Here is a 17,510-nt window from a genome sequence, read left to right on the forward strand (position 1 = left end):
CGGTGCATCAGCAGCCGTACGCGATACCCCTCGAGTTTCTGGCTGTGGTGGTTGTTGACGCCACTCATCACAGCCCCCTGCGACGCAGTTCACTTCTCCGCGAGGGACATCCACACCGCCGCCGAATCCGCGCACACCGCGTGGAAACACCGGTGCGGTCCGCTCATCAGCGAGGACGCGATGTCCAACACCAACACCAACCCCATCCCCGCATCGGAAACTTCTCCGCCGCCGCTGTTTCCGTCCACACAGGCCAAACCCGAGGCCGCAGTCGAACACAAATTGGCGAGCCTGTACCTCAGAATGGCGGTCCCGCCAGCTCTCTACGAGGGACCGGTCACCCAGGCATACGGGCGCCGCGCCGCCGACGATGCCGTGGCGGCTGCTCGGTTGTGGCAGGTCCAGAACTTGGCCGCGATCACCGCGGGCCACATCGAGGGCATCGTCCTGGACGACGATCCCACCACCCAACAGCAGCTACTGGCCGCAGCGCTGGCGCACGCCTGCCACGCTGCCACGGCAGCCGGAATCACCCAGGACCACATCCAGGCCGCCCAGGAACTGGGGGAGTCGGGTGTGCCGTGGGCGCACGCTCCCGCGCACCGCTACCTCGGACGGATCGAACAACTCACCACCGAGCTCGCCGACGCACACACCGGCTCAACCGTCCTGGCCATGGTTGCCGCGCAGTCACTCCAGCGAGAACACCAGGCGCGCACCGAGATCACCGCACTACGTGAGCAACTCGCCCACACCGCCAGCCACCCGACCCACGCACCCGGTTCGGTCGAGGCTGGTGCGCCTCGGCTCCGGGCCGTGCCGTCCCCGCAGCAGCAGCCCGTATCGGACAGCGATGTTCGCCTCGAGGGAGCGGGGATCCAGGATGCCGTCGCGGCAACAGCCCTCGGGGGCAGGTCCACAGCCGGGGAGCCGGGCGTCAACCCCATCGGTACGGACACCTCTGCCGGGGTGCGATCGACGGGGCAGGAGGTGCAGCCGTGAGCTGGCCGGACACACGGGCCGGGATCACCGACCCGGACCACTACACCGATATCGACGACCCGGCTGTGCGCGAGCTGTTCGCCGCGTTCGCCCACCAGCACCTGCTCAGGGAAGTCGCCCCGTACGGCGAAAATGGCAGGCAGACAGATCAATTCGAGCAGACGGCCGAGCAGCTCGACACCGAATGGGCCCAGCACCGAGATCCTCGGTTACGCCGCATGTGGGCTGACCTCAAAGACTCGGTCGACCTCTGGGAAACAGATCCCGAGCATGCCCGGGGGATAGCTGAACAACTCGGTCGCGCCCACATGCGGGGAGACCTTGCTCCCGACTCGGAGCTGTGGCTGACCGGGCGGCACGCCCGCCAACTCACCGGCCACGCGCACGAACTGCCGACCCGATCCGACCAGGACGCGGCTCGATCCCGGCCACAGCCGATCGCGCACCGCGCGGCCTTGCGCGACAGCGCCCGCGAGGAAGGCCCCGACCACCGCACTGCGGTGGACAAGACGCTCGGCGTCGCACGTACCCCAAGCAGTGCGATCAGCTTGGCGTCGGTGGATGCGGCAATCACAGCGACCGACGAACTGCTGCTGGCCGAGGAATACCTCAGCCGCGCCGAGCAGCGAGCACTACTGCTACCACCGCAGTTACGCGAGACAACCCTCCTGGACCCCGACACCCGGACTGCCCTGGGACCCGAGGTTCAGACGCGGCTGCTGTGGCAGATCCAAGACCTGGCCGCAGAACACACCCGCACCGCCGAGACATTCACCGGCGACCCAGTCGCGGACCAAGCCACCATCGAACGACTCGACCGACTCCAGACCGCGCTGCGCTCCGCCCGCGCCGATGCGATCGATGCCGGTGTGCCCCACGACATCACCTACCGCGCCTACCAGCGTGGACGCGACAACCCCAGCTCGGAGAACCAGCCTGCGGACCGACCGCCCGGGAACCTCGACCCGCCACAACGACATACCACCGTAGAAACGAGCCCGGAACGAAGCGGGCAGGCAACCGCTTCCACCAGCAGCGTCGGCGAGCCGGCCGCCTCGCCGGGCACGGTGATCGATGAAGCAGTCGATGCGGCACTGACCGGTAATCGCGGCACCGACTGGACCTCACCCACACAGCATGAGCAGCAACCGGCCGAGCAAGCCGAACTCGGTGCGGAGGTCGGGTCGTGAAAACTCTTGCTGCACAGCGCTGTCCACAACTGTTCACAGGGGCGTCGATACTTCCTGAGGCGATGTTGTGATGGCCAGACAGACCCGACGCCGCACCACCGGCGCCCTGGGCGAGGAAACCTGGCTGCTGCTGGCATCTCTGGCCGTGGCGGGCCTGGTGGTGCTGGCGTGGATCGCGTTGAGCCTGGGAAGCTGGTGCGCCGGACTGCCTGTTGTCGCCAATCCGCTCATCGCTGTGCTCGAAGTGATCCTCGGCAGGCATCGATGGCCATGGCAAGCATCCGCGATCGGTGCCGTGATCGCCACGGCAGCAACAGTATTCACACTCTATGCCCGGCACCGGTGGCCGCGGCGCAGCGGCATCGACGCCGCCGCACGCACGATGGATCCACCTGCCGCGATCACCCTGGCTCGCCGCCAAGACAACGCCATCGCCGCGAAACGCCTCCTGAAGGACGCACCCAAAAAGGTCCGGACCATGGCCGGGCCACCACTGGGCAGCACCGTCATAGGCGGGATCGAACTGTTTCTACCGGCCGAGCAGTCCCTGGTCATCGCCGCCGGGCAGCGCACCGGCAAGACCATGGCGTGGGCAATCCCCGCGGTCCTGTCCGCGTGGGGGCCGGTCCTGGCCACGAGCAACAGACCAGACCTCTACCAGCACACCGTCGCCGGAGCAGAGGAGCGCGGCACGGTGTGGATGTGTGACCTGCAAGCAGTCACCGGCACACCGCAGTGCGGGTTCTGGGTGAACCTGCTGGCCCAAGTGCACAATCTGCCCGCCGCGCGCAAGCTCGCGGCGTTCTTCGTCTCCGCGGCCTCGGGATCGGCGACCGAGAGATCGGGCGCCAAGGTCGACTCCTACTTCGACGGCGGCGCTCAGGAGCTCCTCGGATTGCACATGTTCGCTGCTGCTTGCATCGGCGGGGACCTGTTGCACGTGTCCGAATGGCTCTCGGCGGACCAGGATCAGACTCCGGCGCTGATCCTGCGCGCCAAGGGCCACCTGGTGCCCGCGCGCCGGATCCTGGACGCGCAATCCCTCTACGCCAGACAGCGAGATGGCTTGTACGACATGGCCAGGCGATTCCTGAACACCTTGTCCGACGAAGGGTACGCGCAGATGGTGACCCCGCCCTCGCGCACACGGTTCACCGTGTACGAGGGTGCCGACGGGATCGTCATCGACACCGCCGCAGACCCGACCACCCATCGGCTGCCCGAATTCCAACCGGCGCAGTTCGTGACCAGCACCGACACCCTCTACGCACTGTCTATCGCCGGGCCTGACTCCGCCGGGGCCCTGACCGCGGCGCTGGTCGGGCAGATCTTGGAAGCCGCGTTGAAGATCGCGCGATCGCGCCGCGGCGGACGCCTCGCGGTCCCGCTGCTCGCCGTGCTGGAAGAGGCCGCGAACTGCGCCCGCATCGATGAACTCCCGTCCTACTACACCTACGCTGCGGGTTCCGGGGTGATCCTGGTGACGATCCTGCAGGTGATCGAGCAAGGCGAAGACCTGTGGAGCGTCAACGGATTACGCACCATGCGCGCACAATCCATCGAAATCTTCGGCGGCAACATCGCCAACGACTCCTACCTCGAACAATGGGCCCGCCTCATCGACGACCACGACGTCGCCGACTACTCCCGCTCCGTCGGCCCCGGCGGGGTCAACCGCACCACCTCATGGCGGGCCGAACCCGTCCTCAACATCGCCAAACTCAACAAACTCCCTCGCGACCGAGCCCTGATCCGCCTGCCCGGTCACGAACCCATCCTCATCAAAAAGCACTTCTGGTGGGACAACCCCGACCTCGCCCCGATCATCACCGACTCCCTGAAGCGATTCAACAACGACCCCGCCGGCACAACCATCGGATCACCGCCACAGGACGAAAGCCCCAGCGGCACAAAAGGAACCGAACTATGACCACACCGCCGACCAACCCCGGCTCCCCGCCTGCAGTCGATACAAGAGCGCCGAAGCAGACACCGATCCCACCCAAATACCGCGACTTCGTCACCTTCGCCGAAAAATGGCTATTCCCCTTTGTCACAACACGGTTGGCTGAAGCCAACCGCGAACAAACCATGACCTGGTGCACCCAATGGTGGCAACACCGCCCCGTCGCGGTACGAATCGCACACTTGCACAATGCCTTCGAGCAAGTCCGTCGCAGCCACAGCGGCAGCGCCGTATCGACCTATCTGCTCTCCCACATCGATGCCCACTTCCGCATCATCCTGGACGCCGCGAACGGGCCACTGCACCGCTGCACACGCACCAAACACGTTGCACTGCCCCCACTTCCGCGCGATCCGGTGCCTCAAGACTGGTTCGGGACGACCTTCAAACCGAGTGCCCAGAAGAAGCATCCACCGCGGTACGCGCACTACGCGGACTTCGTCGAACACTGGCTGCTACCGGTGACCGCCGTGCGGATCTCGGGCAACAACCGCGAAGGCCAATACACGTGGTGCCGCCAATGGTGGGCCCATCACGGAGTCGCACTGCGTTTCGCCGCCCTACATGCAGTATTCGAAGCAGCCCGCACCGCAGACGACAAAACCGCGATGTCCACTCTGTTCGTGAACCACATCGACCCACACATGCGCCACATCCTCGAAGCCGCGAACGGCCCCCTGCACCGCTGCACACCCGACCAGCACATCCCCCACCCCGGTCTGCCCTCCACGAATGTCCCACCCAACTGGTTCGGCCTACGTGGCGCTGCCATTCCCACCGAGGAACTGGGCTTCGGACCGGACTTCCGCGCCCTGCCAACAGTCGGCAGATGAGCCGACGGTACCGCGATCTCGGATCAGTGAATGGCACTGCAGTACAGAAGGATTTGTGCTTCGAATGCAGCGCGCGGACGGCGGTCTCGAGATTGCCATGCTCACGGGCTGGCTGAAGGGCAGCGGCACCAGTCAGCGCGGCCTCGAATCCCTCGTACTCGCCGGCCGACTCGACGGGCAGCTCCGGTTCGCGGGCTGCGTGGGGAGCGGCCTCACGATCGCTGGACGTCGTGCCATCCGAGACGCGCTCGACTGTATCGCCCGGCCGGACTCGCCGCTGGATGTGAAAGCGCCGCGTGAGATTGCGCGGTCGACTCATTGGTGCGACCCGATCGTCGCTGTGGACGTGGCCTACAGGGAGGTAACTGGCGACGGTGTGCTGCGGCAGCCTTCGTTCAAGGGAGTCCGCAGCGACGTGGATGTCGCCGAGATCGACTGGCCGAGCTGAACATTCATCCGGCATCGGCTGTTTCCGGCTGGACTTCGGAATGTTTCCTCGAGATCCGACCGGATGCGACGCGGGACGCCGTTGGCTTGCGGCTTCGAAATCGAGGCCGACCTCAAGCAACTGCGGTCCAGGCGGAACGACTACGCCCATCCATCTGTGCCGGTCGCTGTGTGATCGCTGTCGGGATTATCCGGTATCGGTGTGGCACGCCGGATGGCTCGCCGAGCATTTGCTGAAACTGTCGAGCGTATGGGTAACGTGGCGGCCGCGATCAGGATGACAGGTTTGATGTTTCCGGTTGGAGCATCATAGTTCATATGGTGGAATCAGAATTCGGTGCGGAGCTTCGACGTTTGCGTCTCACGGCGGGGCTGTCTATCCCTGTGTTCGCTGCGCGTATTCATTACAGCAAGGGCTATTTGAGCAGGGTCGAGAACGGTCGCGTAAGGGCCAACAGGAGACTCGCGGAGATATGTGATGAGGCGTTGGGTGCTGACGGTACTTTGACTGCGTTGGTTTCTTCGGACCGAGGCGGCGGTAAAGGTGTAGCTCTCAAATTTTCGGGCCTGCCGTCGGTTACTCGACGATTCGCCGACCGGCAGGCGGAGCTGGAGGAGGTTCGCGCCGCGCTGCTGGATGGCGATACCGACGTGTGCGTGCTGACTGGCATGGCTGGGGTAGGTAAGACAGCATTGGCTTTGCGGGCTGCCTGGAGTGTTGAGGGGCGCTTTCCTGATGGGTGTGTGTTTTTCGATCTTCGGAGCCATTCTCCGGTGTTGCCGCCGATGTCCAGCGTGGATGCGCTGGATAATGTGCTACGGACGCTCGGTGTGCCGGGTGAGGAGATTCCGGCAGACCTGGATGGCCGCGCCAATCTCTATCGTCACAGGCTCCGGGAGCTGCGTCTATTAATCGTTTTCGATAATGTCGCAAGTGTTGACCAGTTGCTTCCATTGTTACCTGGTGCATCGCAGTGCCGAGTCCTTGTCACCAGCCGCAGCCGGATGATCGCGATGGACGAGGCGACCCATGTTTCCGTGGAAGTTCTGCCGCAGAGTGAGGGGATCCGATTATTCAGATTAGTCTGTGGAGAAGCGTTGCCGCTCGATGACGAGCCCGTGGTCCGTCTTGTGGAGCGGTGCGGGAGCCTGCCGCTGGCGATGAGGATCATCGCAGCGCGAATACGAAACACGCAGGACGAGGGTTTCGACGACATCACTCAGCGCCTGGCCGATGAATCCGAACTCATCGACGCGCTCGAGGATGGTGAGCGCAGTGTGATGACTGCGTTTCGGTTGTCCTATGGTGTCTTGTCCACCGATCTTCGCCAATTTTTCGGAGTTTTGGCCCTGATACCCGGCAACGAGATCGATCCACGCACAGCTGCCGCAGTGGCCGGTCTTTCGCTGCGTCCGACCAAACGTATGCTGGCTGAACTACACGATTCGCACATGATCGTGCGGACAGCAGGTCAATATTACGGATTCCATGACTTACTGCGACTGTTCGCCGTCGACCAGGCACTCACCGACGTATCGGTTGAGGATCGAGATGATGCCCTGAGGCGACTGCTGGACTACAGCACCTTCCAGGCAGAAGCGAGCAGCGAACTCATCGCTCCGCACCGCCGGCGCCTTGCGCTGGTATTGGACCAGTTGCCCGAGGTCACGACCGGATTCAGCGATCGACACCAGGCGTTGGCGTGGATCCGCCACGAGTGGCCCTGTCTGGTCGAATTGTGCAAGGTAGCGGCCGATCGCGGCATGCACCGCCGGTGCTGGCAGCTCGCCTTCAGCATGCGGGACTTCTTCTTCCTGGACAAACTGTGGGATCCGTGGATCCGAACGCACACAATCGCGGCAGACGCCGCGCGGGCGGCGAACGATGACCGCGCCTGGGGCACAACTCTCAACAACCTCGGCATCGCATACGCCGACCGAGGTGAACTATCGACCGCAGCAGCCCACTACAAACAGGCATACGCGGTACTGAGCCAAACAGATGATGACCATGGCCTGACGAATGCAGGGTGCAATCTCGGCTGGGTGGATTTGTATCTCGGCAATCACAGCACCGCCTTGAGCAGTCTGCGCGATGCGTTCGATTCCTATCGACGCAGCGGCTCGCGGCGAAATGCTGCCATCACGTTACGCGGCATCGCTCTCACCGAGACAGAACTGGGTTCCTACGACGACGCACTCGCCCATGCCACGCAGGCGTTGACCGAGGCCCGCGAGCTCGATCTGGAACTGGATGCGGTCATGTCGATCAACTGCATTGCATGGGTATGTTACTGCGCAGGCCGCCTCGCCGAAGCGGCCTCGTACTACGCCCAGGCGGTCGAACAAGGCGAGCAATGCGAAACGTCCTACGAGATCGCCCGTGCGATGACCGGCCTGGGAAATACTCATGCCGCGACCGGGAGTCGGCAAGTGGCTGAGGACCTGTGGACGCGAGCCTCGGCAACCCATTCCGCCCTCGATCCGAAAATGGTAGGTGAGGCCCGCATCCAGCTACTTCATCGCGAATAGGAACTGTAATAGGAGCGCGACATCCGATGAGATACCGACAATGCTGCGGTCAGCTGGCGGTCTCGGCTTGTTCGATTCTGGGAGTTCGACCGGCCATGAGAATGCGTGTCACAATAATCGTGAAGAGACAGTTGGCTGCCGTGGTGGCGATGGACTCCATTGCGGCGAAACGGAACAGGAAAACAATAATCGACAACCAGATCAAGATTCGAGTGATGAGCTGCACTGTTGTCTTCATGGAAATCCTTCACATTCATTAAAGAATCTGGGTTGACCGGTTGTGTCAACTATGAAATATCATCCACTCGCCACAGGATCGAGCGATAGAGGTTTCCTGTTTCCAACGGTTTCGAAAACCATGAAACCGCCGACAACCAGGACGCAACGGATGTCCAACCGCGACGTCCCGAGCTCAACGTTGATCGAACACATTTTCGATACAGTGTCCGGCGTGTTATTGCATCTGTCTTTTTCATTTTCCCGTTCAGTACCGGCCGTGCGTTTCTAAGGTTGAGATCAACATAAGGGGACGGCTATATGTAAGCCACCTTGACGGGTTTCTGGTTTTGGGTGTGTGTACGCCCGGGTATATGACCATTCGGAATCTTCAGGCTGATTCGATTGAGTTGAGGTCTCGAGACCGTGCCATCCGGATGGGGTGCGGTCTCGACCCATGTTCCCAGGGGGATGAACACAATGGGGATGAAAAATGTACGCAGATGAAATTAGAGTGGTGCCCGCCACCGACGGCGGTTCCTCGCCGCGCGTGTTTGTCAGCTACTCGCACGACACACCCGAGCACAAGGACCTGGTGCGTCGTTTCGCGACGTTTCTGCGGATGGAGGCGGGTATCGATGTCCATCTCGACACGTGGTACGACCACGAACGCCTGGACTGGTCATTGTGGGCTACCGAACAGCTCACCCACGCGGACTTCGTCGTCATCATCGCTTCGCCCGACTACAAGCGGCGAGCCGACGGCACCGCACCACCCGAGGAAGGGCGCGGCGCGCAGTTCGAGGCCACGATCATCCGCGACAGACTCACGCGCAACCTTCGCGACGAAGTACGGCGCGTGCTGCCGGTGGTGCTGCCGGGCTGCTCGATCGACGACATCCCCGCCTTCCTGGCCGCGTACTCCACCACTCGCTACGTCGTCAGCGATTTCACCCTCGACGGCATCACCGAGTTGCTGGTCGCTCTTACTGGTGTGCCGGAACATCGGATGCCCCGGCGGGGCCGGTTCGTCGGCTCCCCTTTCGCCGAGTCTCCATCAGGGCTGTTCGCTCCGGTTGATTCACCCCGAGAAGACGCCGAGAACGCGGACCCTCCTGCGACCCACATACGTGTCTCTCCGGTGGTTGCTGGTGAAATCCCGCAGGAGCCAAAGCATTTCATCATCCGTACGGAGTTGCAGAGCATCTGGGCGATGTTCGACAGTGCCCGGCTGGTCGTGGTGGTGACCGGGATGCGCGGGGTCGGCAAGACGCACCTGGCCGCCGCGGTGGCCCGCGACACGATCCAGGGCGGTGACGGTTTGGTCGGATGGATCAATGCCGCGACCATCGACACCGCGCACGCTGGTATGGCCGAGATCGCCGCACGTCTCGCAGTGGCCGACCCCGGCGGCGACACCGCGAAATCCGCTCAGCACCTGCGCGATTACTTGTCCAGCCGCAAGGAACCGGGACTGCTGGTATTCGACAATGCCACCGACCCGGACGAAATCCGCCGACTGCTCCCCGTCGCCGGACCAACCCGGGTCATCATCACCACCACCAATCACGCGTTCACTTCCCTGGGCGAACCGGTGGAATTGGGTGTCTACACCCGCGCCGAATCGGTCACCTACCTCGCTGCGGCCACCGGACTGACGAATCAGAGCGAGGCCGATGAGTTGACTGAACTCCTGGGCGACCTCCCGCTGGCGCTGTCGGTGGCCGCGGCGACGATCACAAAGCGCCGCCTGGACTACCCCCGCTACCATCAACTCCTGGCTGAACAGCCACTCGCACATGTCCTCAAACGCCAAACCGGCCACGACTACGCCCTGCCGCTCGTGCAGGCGATTCTGCTGTCCATCCAGACCGTGGAGACCGATGAGGACAACCCCGCGATCGAGGCCAAGATCCGATTGCTGCTGCGGATCATGTCCATGCTGTCTCCGGCCGGTGTGCAACGAATCCTGCTGCCCCCTACCGGGATGGCCCGTATCCTCTCACCCACTCACGACTGGGCTCTCGAGGAAGCACTCGACCGCTGCGTCTCAGCGTCGCTGCTGTCTTGGTCGACTGCCGGTGACGCGGTCATCATGCACAAACTTGTCGCCAGGATCCTGCGCGAACGCGCCCAAAACGCCGGCCGCGTAGACGAACTCGTCACCGACACCCTCGCCGTGCTGCAACCTCTCCTGTTCGACCGCGCCCACGCATGGGCCCACCGAGAAGTCGGCGCACACATCGTCACCCAGATCGACGCCCTCTGGCAGACCGGGCTCCCCGCCAGAGCAAGTACGCCTGTCGTCGAACAAGCACTCGCCGCGCGTGACTGGGCCGTGCACCAGTTGGTCGAGTCCGCCTACACCACCCGATCGGTAGACCTGGCCACCGCCACCGTCGGGGACTATCAACGGATCCTGGGCCCGCGGCACCCTGGCACCCTCGGTGCCCGCCACAACCTCGCCTACACCCACCGCGCAATCGGCCGCCTGGACGATGCCGTCCAGCACTACCGCGACGTACACACCGACCGGGAAAAGGCTTTGGGCCCTGAGGACCCCGGCACACTCGCTTCCCTCAACGGCCTGGCCTACGCCTACCAGCTGGCAGGAGACCTGACCAAAGCCACCGCACTGTTTCACAGAGTTCTGCAAGGCCGCACACTCACCCTCGGGGCCCGCCACCCCAGCACCCTGACCTCACACAACGGCCTGGCCTACGCCTACACCACCGCCGGGCGACTCCCCGAAGCGATCCAGCTGTACCACGAAGTGCTCGCCGACCGGCTCGAGATCCTGGGTCCCGATCACCCCGACACCCTCACCACCCGACACAACCTCGCCGGTGCCTACCGCTGGGCCGGACAGCTCACCGAAGCGATACAGCTGTACCGCAACGTGCTCACCGACCGCATCCGAGTACTCGGCTCGGACCACCCCTGGACGCTGCGGTCTCGGCACAACCTCGCGGGCTCCTACCGCTCGGCCGGGAGACTGGACATCGCGCTCCAGCTGTACCGGGAAGTCCTCCACGAACGCACACAAGTCCTGGGCCCGGATCACCCCGGCACCCTCATCACCCGCACCAAACTCGCCCGAACTCTGCGAGCCGCACAACAATTCGACCGAGCCCTCACCCTCTACAGCGACGTCGCCCTCGACTACGCCCGCCTGCTCGGACCCGACCACCCCGGCGCCCTCAGTGCCCGCAACGGACTCGCCCGCACCCTCGAAGCCGCAGGACGCCTCGACCAAGCCATCGACCTTTACCACCAGGTCATCACCGACCGCACCCGCATCCTCGGCCCCGACCACCCCGACACACTCAGCACCCGCCACTACCTCGCCCACGCCCACCGCGTCACCGGACAACTAGACGACGCCATCGATCTCTACCAAGACGTCCTCACCCGCCGCCAACAAGTCCTCAGCGCCGACCACCCCGCCATCCTCACCTCCCGCCGCGACCTCGCCTACACCTACCGCGCCGCAGGACGACTCCCCGACGCCATCCAGCTCTACCCGCCCCCCGGCACCAACCTCGTCCACGAATCGACCGGGCACTTCGACACGACGATCCAGTTGTACCAAGCCATCGTCAACGAGAGCCTGCGCGTACTGGGCTCGGACCACCCCGACACACTCGCCACACGCAACAACCTCGCCACCATCTACGAATCAGCCCACCAACACAAACAAGCAATCCGCCTCTACCAAGCCGTACTCGCGGACTGCGAACACCTCCTGAGCCCAGGCCACCCCCTCACCACACGAGCACGCGCCAACCTCGCAGGACTCCGCAAAACCCGCATGCACCTCGCCGCACACGACGACGAGGTACGAACCACACCTGCCCCGAAATAGCCGTCCGCTACCCGGCGACCTGATGGTGCGGCCGGGAGTGTCGGATCTCAGACAGTCCCCCTTGTGGGCAATGAGCGTGATCTACCATCAAGATCCCCCTGAATGTCAGTGCTTTCGCAAATCGAAACGAGCCTTATACCGCGCACGGAGACGGGGATTCGTGTATGGAGCAGCTCGGTCGGCATCCGGCTCGTCCCGGTGCCGTTGCGGTCCGCTGTACCTGCCAGCGTGCTACAGCTTCGTCAGCCCGCGACCATCTTTCACCAATCCGCCGATCTGTGCTGCCCACCGGACGGCTGTCGGGATGGTGTCGATCTTCGGCTCGAATGTATCGAGTTCGGCTGTGGGGACCCAGGTGTAGTCGGAGTACTCGTCGTTGAGTTCGATGTCGCCGCCGTCGTATTCGGCGTAGAAGTGCGGCAGGATCATGCTGTTGCCGTCCTCCTTCCGGTAGAAGGCGTTGTACGACACGTCCTCCGCGATTGAGATGATGGCCGCCGTGCCGATCTCTTCGTCCTTCTCGCGGCGGATCGCATCCAGGATCGAGCCGTCGGTGGTCTCCATCTTCCCGCCGATGAGGGAGTAGACGCCGTCGTAATCGGCTTCTCCCTTGCGTCGGGCCAGCAGGACACTGTCGGTCCTGGGATCGATCACGACAAGTTTCTGACAGTATTGGAAGTGGGTGGTGTCGCTCATGGGGTATCCAATTCCTTTCTTACCGTAGCGTTTTGGGTTGTTCGGTGCGGCTGCGGTCTACGTATACCGTGATCCCGCTCAAGTTTGCCTGGTAGCCGGTGAGGTAGGCGTCTTTGACGTCGTGGGCAGTGGACCCGGCCGGGAGGTTGATCGTTTTGGCGATGGCCTCGTCGGTGTAGCGCTGCAGCGCGGCGGCCATGGCGACGTGACCGTTCGTGCCGATGCTCGATGCGGAGGCGAGAATCTGCCGGACCGGCGCTGATTGTGCGGTGTGGTCAGCGTGGATGGACTCGCCGTACTTGGCCCACACGATTTTCTCGAGTTGGTCCAGGACGGTGTTGTTCGCGGCGAAGGTGTCGAAATGTGGCTCCACGCCCGTGGATGCGTCGATGACCAGTGCGCTGCGCCCGGCGGGCGGTAGTGCGATGGTGGAGATGTTGCGCAGCATGCCGGATGCGGCGATGTGTCGGGAGAGTGCACGCCAGTCATCGGCCCCTACAGTGCGGGAAGTCGGTTCTGTGTAGAGGTTCTCGATGTGCCCCGGGCACTCGCGGTGACGGTTGCCGATGATCATTGTCCGCATCGCCCCGCAGGGGCCGCGCGTGTGGGCCAGTCGGACCGAGGCCTGTTTGGATGTGAAGTTGATGAACGACAGGATATCGGTCATCAGGTCGCGGGCTGCGGCGCAATCGTAGGGCAGGCCTGCGATGCTGAGCGCGTCGGCGACACCGCAGAGGCCGATGCCGATCTTGCGTTTCTGGTGCGAGATATATTGCGCTCGTGGCCCGTTGAGGTTCTGTTCGCTGACCTGAAGGCAGTTGTCCAGTGCTCGGGTCAGCAGCGTAGTGGTCTGTTCGAGCTTCGTGAAGTCGGTGACGGGCTGGCCCGTGCTGTCGGTTGTGACGAATGCGGCGATGTTGAGGTAGCCGAACTAACACGTCTCGCCCGCGATCAGGCCGACCTCGGCGCAGGGGGCGGTGGTCGTGTAGGCGCCCATGCCGGGAAGTGGGTTGCGGGCGTTCATCCGGTGCAGGAACACCACGCCAGGATCAGCGGAGATCGCTGCGGCATGGCAGAGGTCATCGAACAGGTGACCGGCGTCGACGTGGCGGCCGTCATCGAGCTGTACGCGTTCGCCTTCGCGGACTGCTGTCATGAATGCGTTGTCGAGGTTGACCGAGATGTTGAACTTCCAGTCGGTGGCGCCGGAGGCGGCGTCGGTTTTGGCGGTGATGAATTCGTGGATCTTCGGGTGCCGGACGCTGAGGATCGCCATGTTGCCGACTGGGCGGTCCTCGCGCTCGGAGGCCGCGCTGTCGACCGCGACCTGGTTGAGGAACCGCAGGGTGGCCACGGGATCCTCGGTCTCGTCGAGAGCGAACCCGGTTCCCATGCCTTGCTCGTGCAGTTCGAGGACCTCGTGACGCAACCGCAGCGTTTCGGACGCGGTGACATCGGCGCTCGGGACTGCGCACGCGGTGAGCGGCCGGTCCGGGTAGCGGCCCGCGTTGGTCATGACCGGCGTGCTCATGACGATTTCCTCACCATCACAGGCGGATTCGAACTCGGCGGCAAACGTCTCGGCCTGACGCCGGCCGGAGAACTTGGCGTCTTGCTCTGCCAGGCAGCGCGTGACGCGCTCGACCATAGCCGCTGGCGATTCGTCGGGGCTGATGATCCTGCCGATTCGAAGCACATGTTCAGCCGGAGCGGATGGGTGAAAGCGAGACATGGTCAGCTCATTTCGATGACACGAGCGCTATCTCGTGCACGATCCGGCCATCATCAGTGGATGGCGAACTTGCACTCTGATTGTCTTCTGCGACAGTGACTTTCGGCGTTCGGTCATGTTGTTGTGTGCACCGCCGAGAGGATAGGAGGCGGTAGGGTTCGGGGCGGCATCGTGTACGCCGGGAAGGTGACTCGCAGCCCTTCCAGGGCTCGTTGGAACGATCCCGACCGCCACTGGGGTTCGCCCTCGGGCTGAATGTCGGGCAGCGCGTCGAGGAACTGCTCGACCGCGCCTTGTGCGATCAGGTAGGCGATCGGGGTGGCCGGGCACATGTGCGGGCCCGTTCCCCAGGCCAGGTGTGCACGATTCCCCGTCCGATCTCCGTGAATGGCTGGGTCGTTGTTGCAGGCGGTGATGCCGATCAGGACCGGCTCGTTCACCGGCAGCCACACATCTTCGAACAACGTCGGCGTGGTCGGATAGCGGACGCAGAAGGCTCGCATCGACGGGTCATAGAACAGTTCCTCGTCCAGGGCGTCCCGGACCAGCATGCTCCCGCTCAACACCCCGCCGCCGAACCGGTCGTCGAGCATCGTGCGGTAGAGCGTGTTGGTGACCAGGTTCACCAGCGGTTGAATCCCGGCGCCGTAGCAGGACATGAACGCGCCGACGAGTTCAGGATCGTTCAGATTGTGGTGGTGGAGAATGATTTTCGAGGCGATGTCGTTGCCGAGGCGACGGCGTTTGGCTGCGGCGAACTGCTCGAACGCAGTCTTGGCCTGGTTCGCACCACGCACGGATTCCTCGCCCTTCGCGTTGAACCGCAAGGTCATGCCGTCGGCGATGTCCCTGGCCAGACCGTCCGGACACCCCATCAACCGGTTCAGGACGGTGAAGACGAGCGGGAACGAATAGTCATACAAGAGATCGGCTTCGCCGGTCTCGCTGAATGATTCGATCAGCAACAGCGCCGCGTCTTCCACCTCGGCATGCAGACGATTCGGATCGACACTCTCGATCGCGGCCTTGATCGGTTGACGGACCCGCTGGTGTTCCGGGCCGTCACAGAACCGGGTCGACGGGTAGTAGCCGAGCATCGCCAGGATCGGCTCCGCGGGAGGGATCGTCCTCTGCCACCGCCGGGGGTCCGCCGGGAAATGCTCGGGATCATGCAGAATTTTTAGCGCTGCCGAATACCGAACTGCCATCGTGGCATCGATGCCCGGTGCGAGCTCCACCGGCACCAACGACTCCCCAGAGCTATACATCTCCTGGTAGTAGCGGTGCGGGTCGGCCGCGAATTCGTCTGTGTACAGCTTTATTCTGGGGACATCACCGCCGAAGGTGAATGCCGTCATGAATTCTCCAAAACGGACGAGAATCGGGAAAAGGGTTCCTTTAGGGAAAATGGTGTTTTTAGGCTGCTTCGGCCTCGATGATCGACAACGCACCGAGAGTGGCCGGAGTGATATGGACGATCCGCAGCCCTGCCGCGTGTAGGAGGTGTTCGAATTCTTGCCGGGTGCGTTCGCGGCCGGTGACGATCGACAACATGACGATGTCCAGTACCTTGGACTGATCGGGTTCGTGGCCGGGCGGGACGATCATGTCGTGGATGATCACTCGCCCACCAGGAGCCAGGCCTCGCCGACAGTTCCGCAGAATCTCGAGGCAGCTCTCGTCGTCCCAGTTGTGCAGGACGTACTGGATCACATACACGTCCCCGGCAGGCACCGAGTCGAAGAAACTCCCGCCGACCACCTGACAGCGGTTCGCATCTTCGAGCTCGCCCATCCGGTGATTGGCGATGACGGGGGGAAGATCGAACAGAACCCCGTGCAGGCCCCGGTGGCGCTGCAAGATCATCAGGAGCAGTGAACCCTGTCCGCCGCCCACATCCACCACCGTGCCGGTCTCGGGTAGCCGGCATTCGCGGACGAAATTCGCGCTCTCGATCACCGAGTACTGTCCCATCCCGCTGTGGAATTCCGCGCCGTCAGAGGGGTGTGAACCGAAGTAGTCGAACAACGACTCACCGAACACATGATTCACCGCGGGCTCGCCGGTCATCACCGAGTACAGCAGTTCGCCACCCGCCCGATAGATTGCCGGAGTCGTGGCCGCCGAGATCCCCTCGCGCACTGAGAACCTCGCATCCGAGCGGAGCGACGCCCCCAATTCCATCAGCACAAAAACTCCGGCTTCTGTTTCCCGGAAAATTCCTCGGGTGGCCAGCAGTCGCAGTACCCGATACAGCGCGTGTTCATCGGCGCTGACCCGCTCAGCCAGATGATTGACCCGCATGGGCCCGTCCGACAGCAGATCCGCCACTCCCAACTGCGCCACCACGCGCAGGCAACACGCATAAACGTAACTGTTCGCCTCAGCGGTGAGGAACCTCGCCGACTGCCGATCCTTCGATATCTCCTCAGCCAGCGCCTCCCGCATCCCCGGCGTCGGAGTCGAATAGTGCAGCGCCCCCTGCGAACGCCGCCCCGAGAAGATACTCATAGTACTAATCCTTTTCAGAAAGACATATTCACGCAGCGAGGAACCGCCTCGACAACTGGCATAGGGCTAATTCGGCCAGGCGGACACGATGGACTTCTCAGCGTGCAGGCAGCACGCATCCGCTCCCGCCGCGAGGCCAACGGGAGTTGCCATGCTGCGTACGCTATTTCGGTGGTCGGCTACAGGGCATCGGGTGGGCCGGTCACGCTCGCCAGGCCCCACCGTGCGGCATCTCTGGTGGTAGCAGCGAATTCCTCAACACTGTTCACGACACGGCCTTCGTGGAGATCAAGGCCGAACGACGCCACGGCCACGCCGGTGATCTCGGCGATCAGGGCGTGCGCTGTGGCTTCGATCGCCTTCTTGTGCTCGACCAGAACCCATCGGTTCACCGCCGGCACATGAACCACCCACCGGATGCCGCAGCAGTGGACCCACACCAGGTATCGACGCACAGCCGTTCACTCCCCTCACCGCAAGTGGTTGGTGAGCGCTCAGCACCAGAAACAAGCCAATTATG

Annotated in this window: 12 protein-coding genes and 1 pseudogene; 7 read left to right on the forward strand and 6 right to left on the reverse strand. The window is 63.4% G+C overall.

The features are described 5' to 3' along the window. From ON40_RS41555 to ON40_RS49405, 6 genes are all read left to right on the forward strand, one after another. Positions 1-1,002 (forward strand): hypothetical protein (locus ON40_RS41555; protein WP_040831178.1); only part of this gene is annotated, 1,002 nt, incomplete at its 5' end. After that, positions 999-2,192, forward strand: a complete 1,194-nt coding sequence (locus ON40_RS41560) for a hypothetical protein (protein ID WP_040831179.1) — start codon at positions 999-1,001, stop codon at positions 2,190-2,192. The genes ON40_RS41555 and ON40_RS41560, both read left to right, overlap by 4 nt. A 70-nt stretch (positions 2,193-2,262) precedes the next feature. After that, on the forward strand, positions 2,263-4,122 hold the full coding sequence (locus ON40_RS41565) for a type IV secretory system conjugative DNA transfer family protein (protein WP_051194419.1): 1,860 nt from the start codon (positions 2,263-2,265) through the stop codon (positions 4,120-4,122). Next, entirely contained in the window at positions 4,119-4,991 is an 873-nt protein-coding gene (locus ON40_RS48930; RefSeq protein ID WP_169541999.1) for a DUF4913 domain-containing protein, read from the forward strand. Before ON40_RS41565 ends, ON40_RS48930 begins: the two co-directional genes overlap by 4 nt. 64 nt (positions 4,992-5,055) lie before the next feature. Further along, entirely contained in the window at positions 5,056-5,439 is a 384-nt protein-coding gene (locus ON40_RS50855; protein ID WP_157186768.1) for an ATP dependent DNA ligase, read from the forward strand. Between the two features lie 317 nt (positions 5,440-5,756). Further along, a complete protein-coding gene (locus tag ON40_RS49405) occupies positions 5,757-7,970 on the forward strand; it encodes an ATP-binding protein (RefSeq protein ID WP_040831180.1) in 2,214 nt (737 codons plus the stop codon). A gap of 49 nt (positions 7,971-8,019) precedes the next feature. On the opposite strand, the gene ON40_RS52830 is transcribed toward ON40_RS49405, so the two are convergent. After that, positions 8,020-8,208, reverse strand: coding sequence for a hypothetical protein (locus ON40_RS52830; RefSeq protein WP_157186769.1), 189 nt, complete (start codon positions 8,206-8,208; stop codon positions 8,020-8,022). A gap of 471 nt (positions 8,209-8,679) precedes the next feature. Between ON40_RS52830 and ON40_RS41585 the strand changes: the two genes are divergently transcribed. Then, positions 8,680-12,051, forward strand: coding sequence for a tetratricopeptide repeat protein (locus ON40_RS41585; RefSeq protein WP_083896336.1), 3,372 nt, complete (start codon positions 8,680-8,682; stop codon positions 12,049-12,051). Positions 12,052-12,282: 231 nt separating this feature from the next. Here the strand turns inward: ON40_RS41585 and ON40_RS41590 are convergent, their stop codons facing one another. From ON40_RS41590 to ON40_RS41615, 5 genes and pseudogenes are all read right to left on the reverse strand, one after another. Then, complete coding sequence (locus ON40_RS41590; protein ID WP_040831182.1) at positions 12,283-12,747, reverse strand: NUDIX hydrolase; 465 nt, start codon at positions 12,745-12,747, stop codon at positions 12,283-12,285. 19 nt (positions 12,748-12,766) lie between these two features. Continuing rightward, positions 12,767-14,479, reverse strand: a pseudogene (locus ON40_RS41595) (ribonucleotide reductase barrel domain-containing protein). Between the two features lie 113 nt (positions 14,480-14,592). Next, positions 14,593-15,837, reverse strand: coding sequence for a cytochrome P450 family protein (locus ON40_RS41605; RefSeq protein ID WP_051194423.1), 1,245 nt, complete (start codon positions 15,835-15,837; stop codon positions 14,593-14,595). Positions 15,838-15,895: 58 nt separating this feature from the next. Continuing rightward, on the reverse strand, positions 15,896-16,990 hold the full coding sequence (locus tag ON40_RS41610; protein WP_083896339.1) for a methyltransferase: 1,095 nt from the start codon (positions 16,988-16,990) through the stop codon (positions 15,896-15,898). Positions 16,991-17,169: 179 nt separating this feature from the next. Next, positions 17,170-17,391, reverse strand: a complete 222-nt coding sequence (locus tag ON40_RS41615; protein WP_157186770.1) for a hypothetical protein — start codon at positions 17,389-17,391, stop codon at positions 17,170-17,172. Between the last annotated feature and the right edge of the window lie 119 nt (positions 17,392-17,510).

The organism is Nocardia jiangxiensis NBRC 101359 (genome assembly GCF_000308615.1).
Classification (GTDB): Bacteria; Actinomycetota; Actinomycetes; order Mycobacteriales; family Mycobacteriaceae; genus Nocardia; species Nocardia jiangxiensis.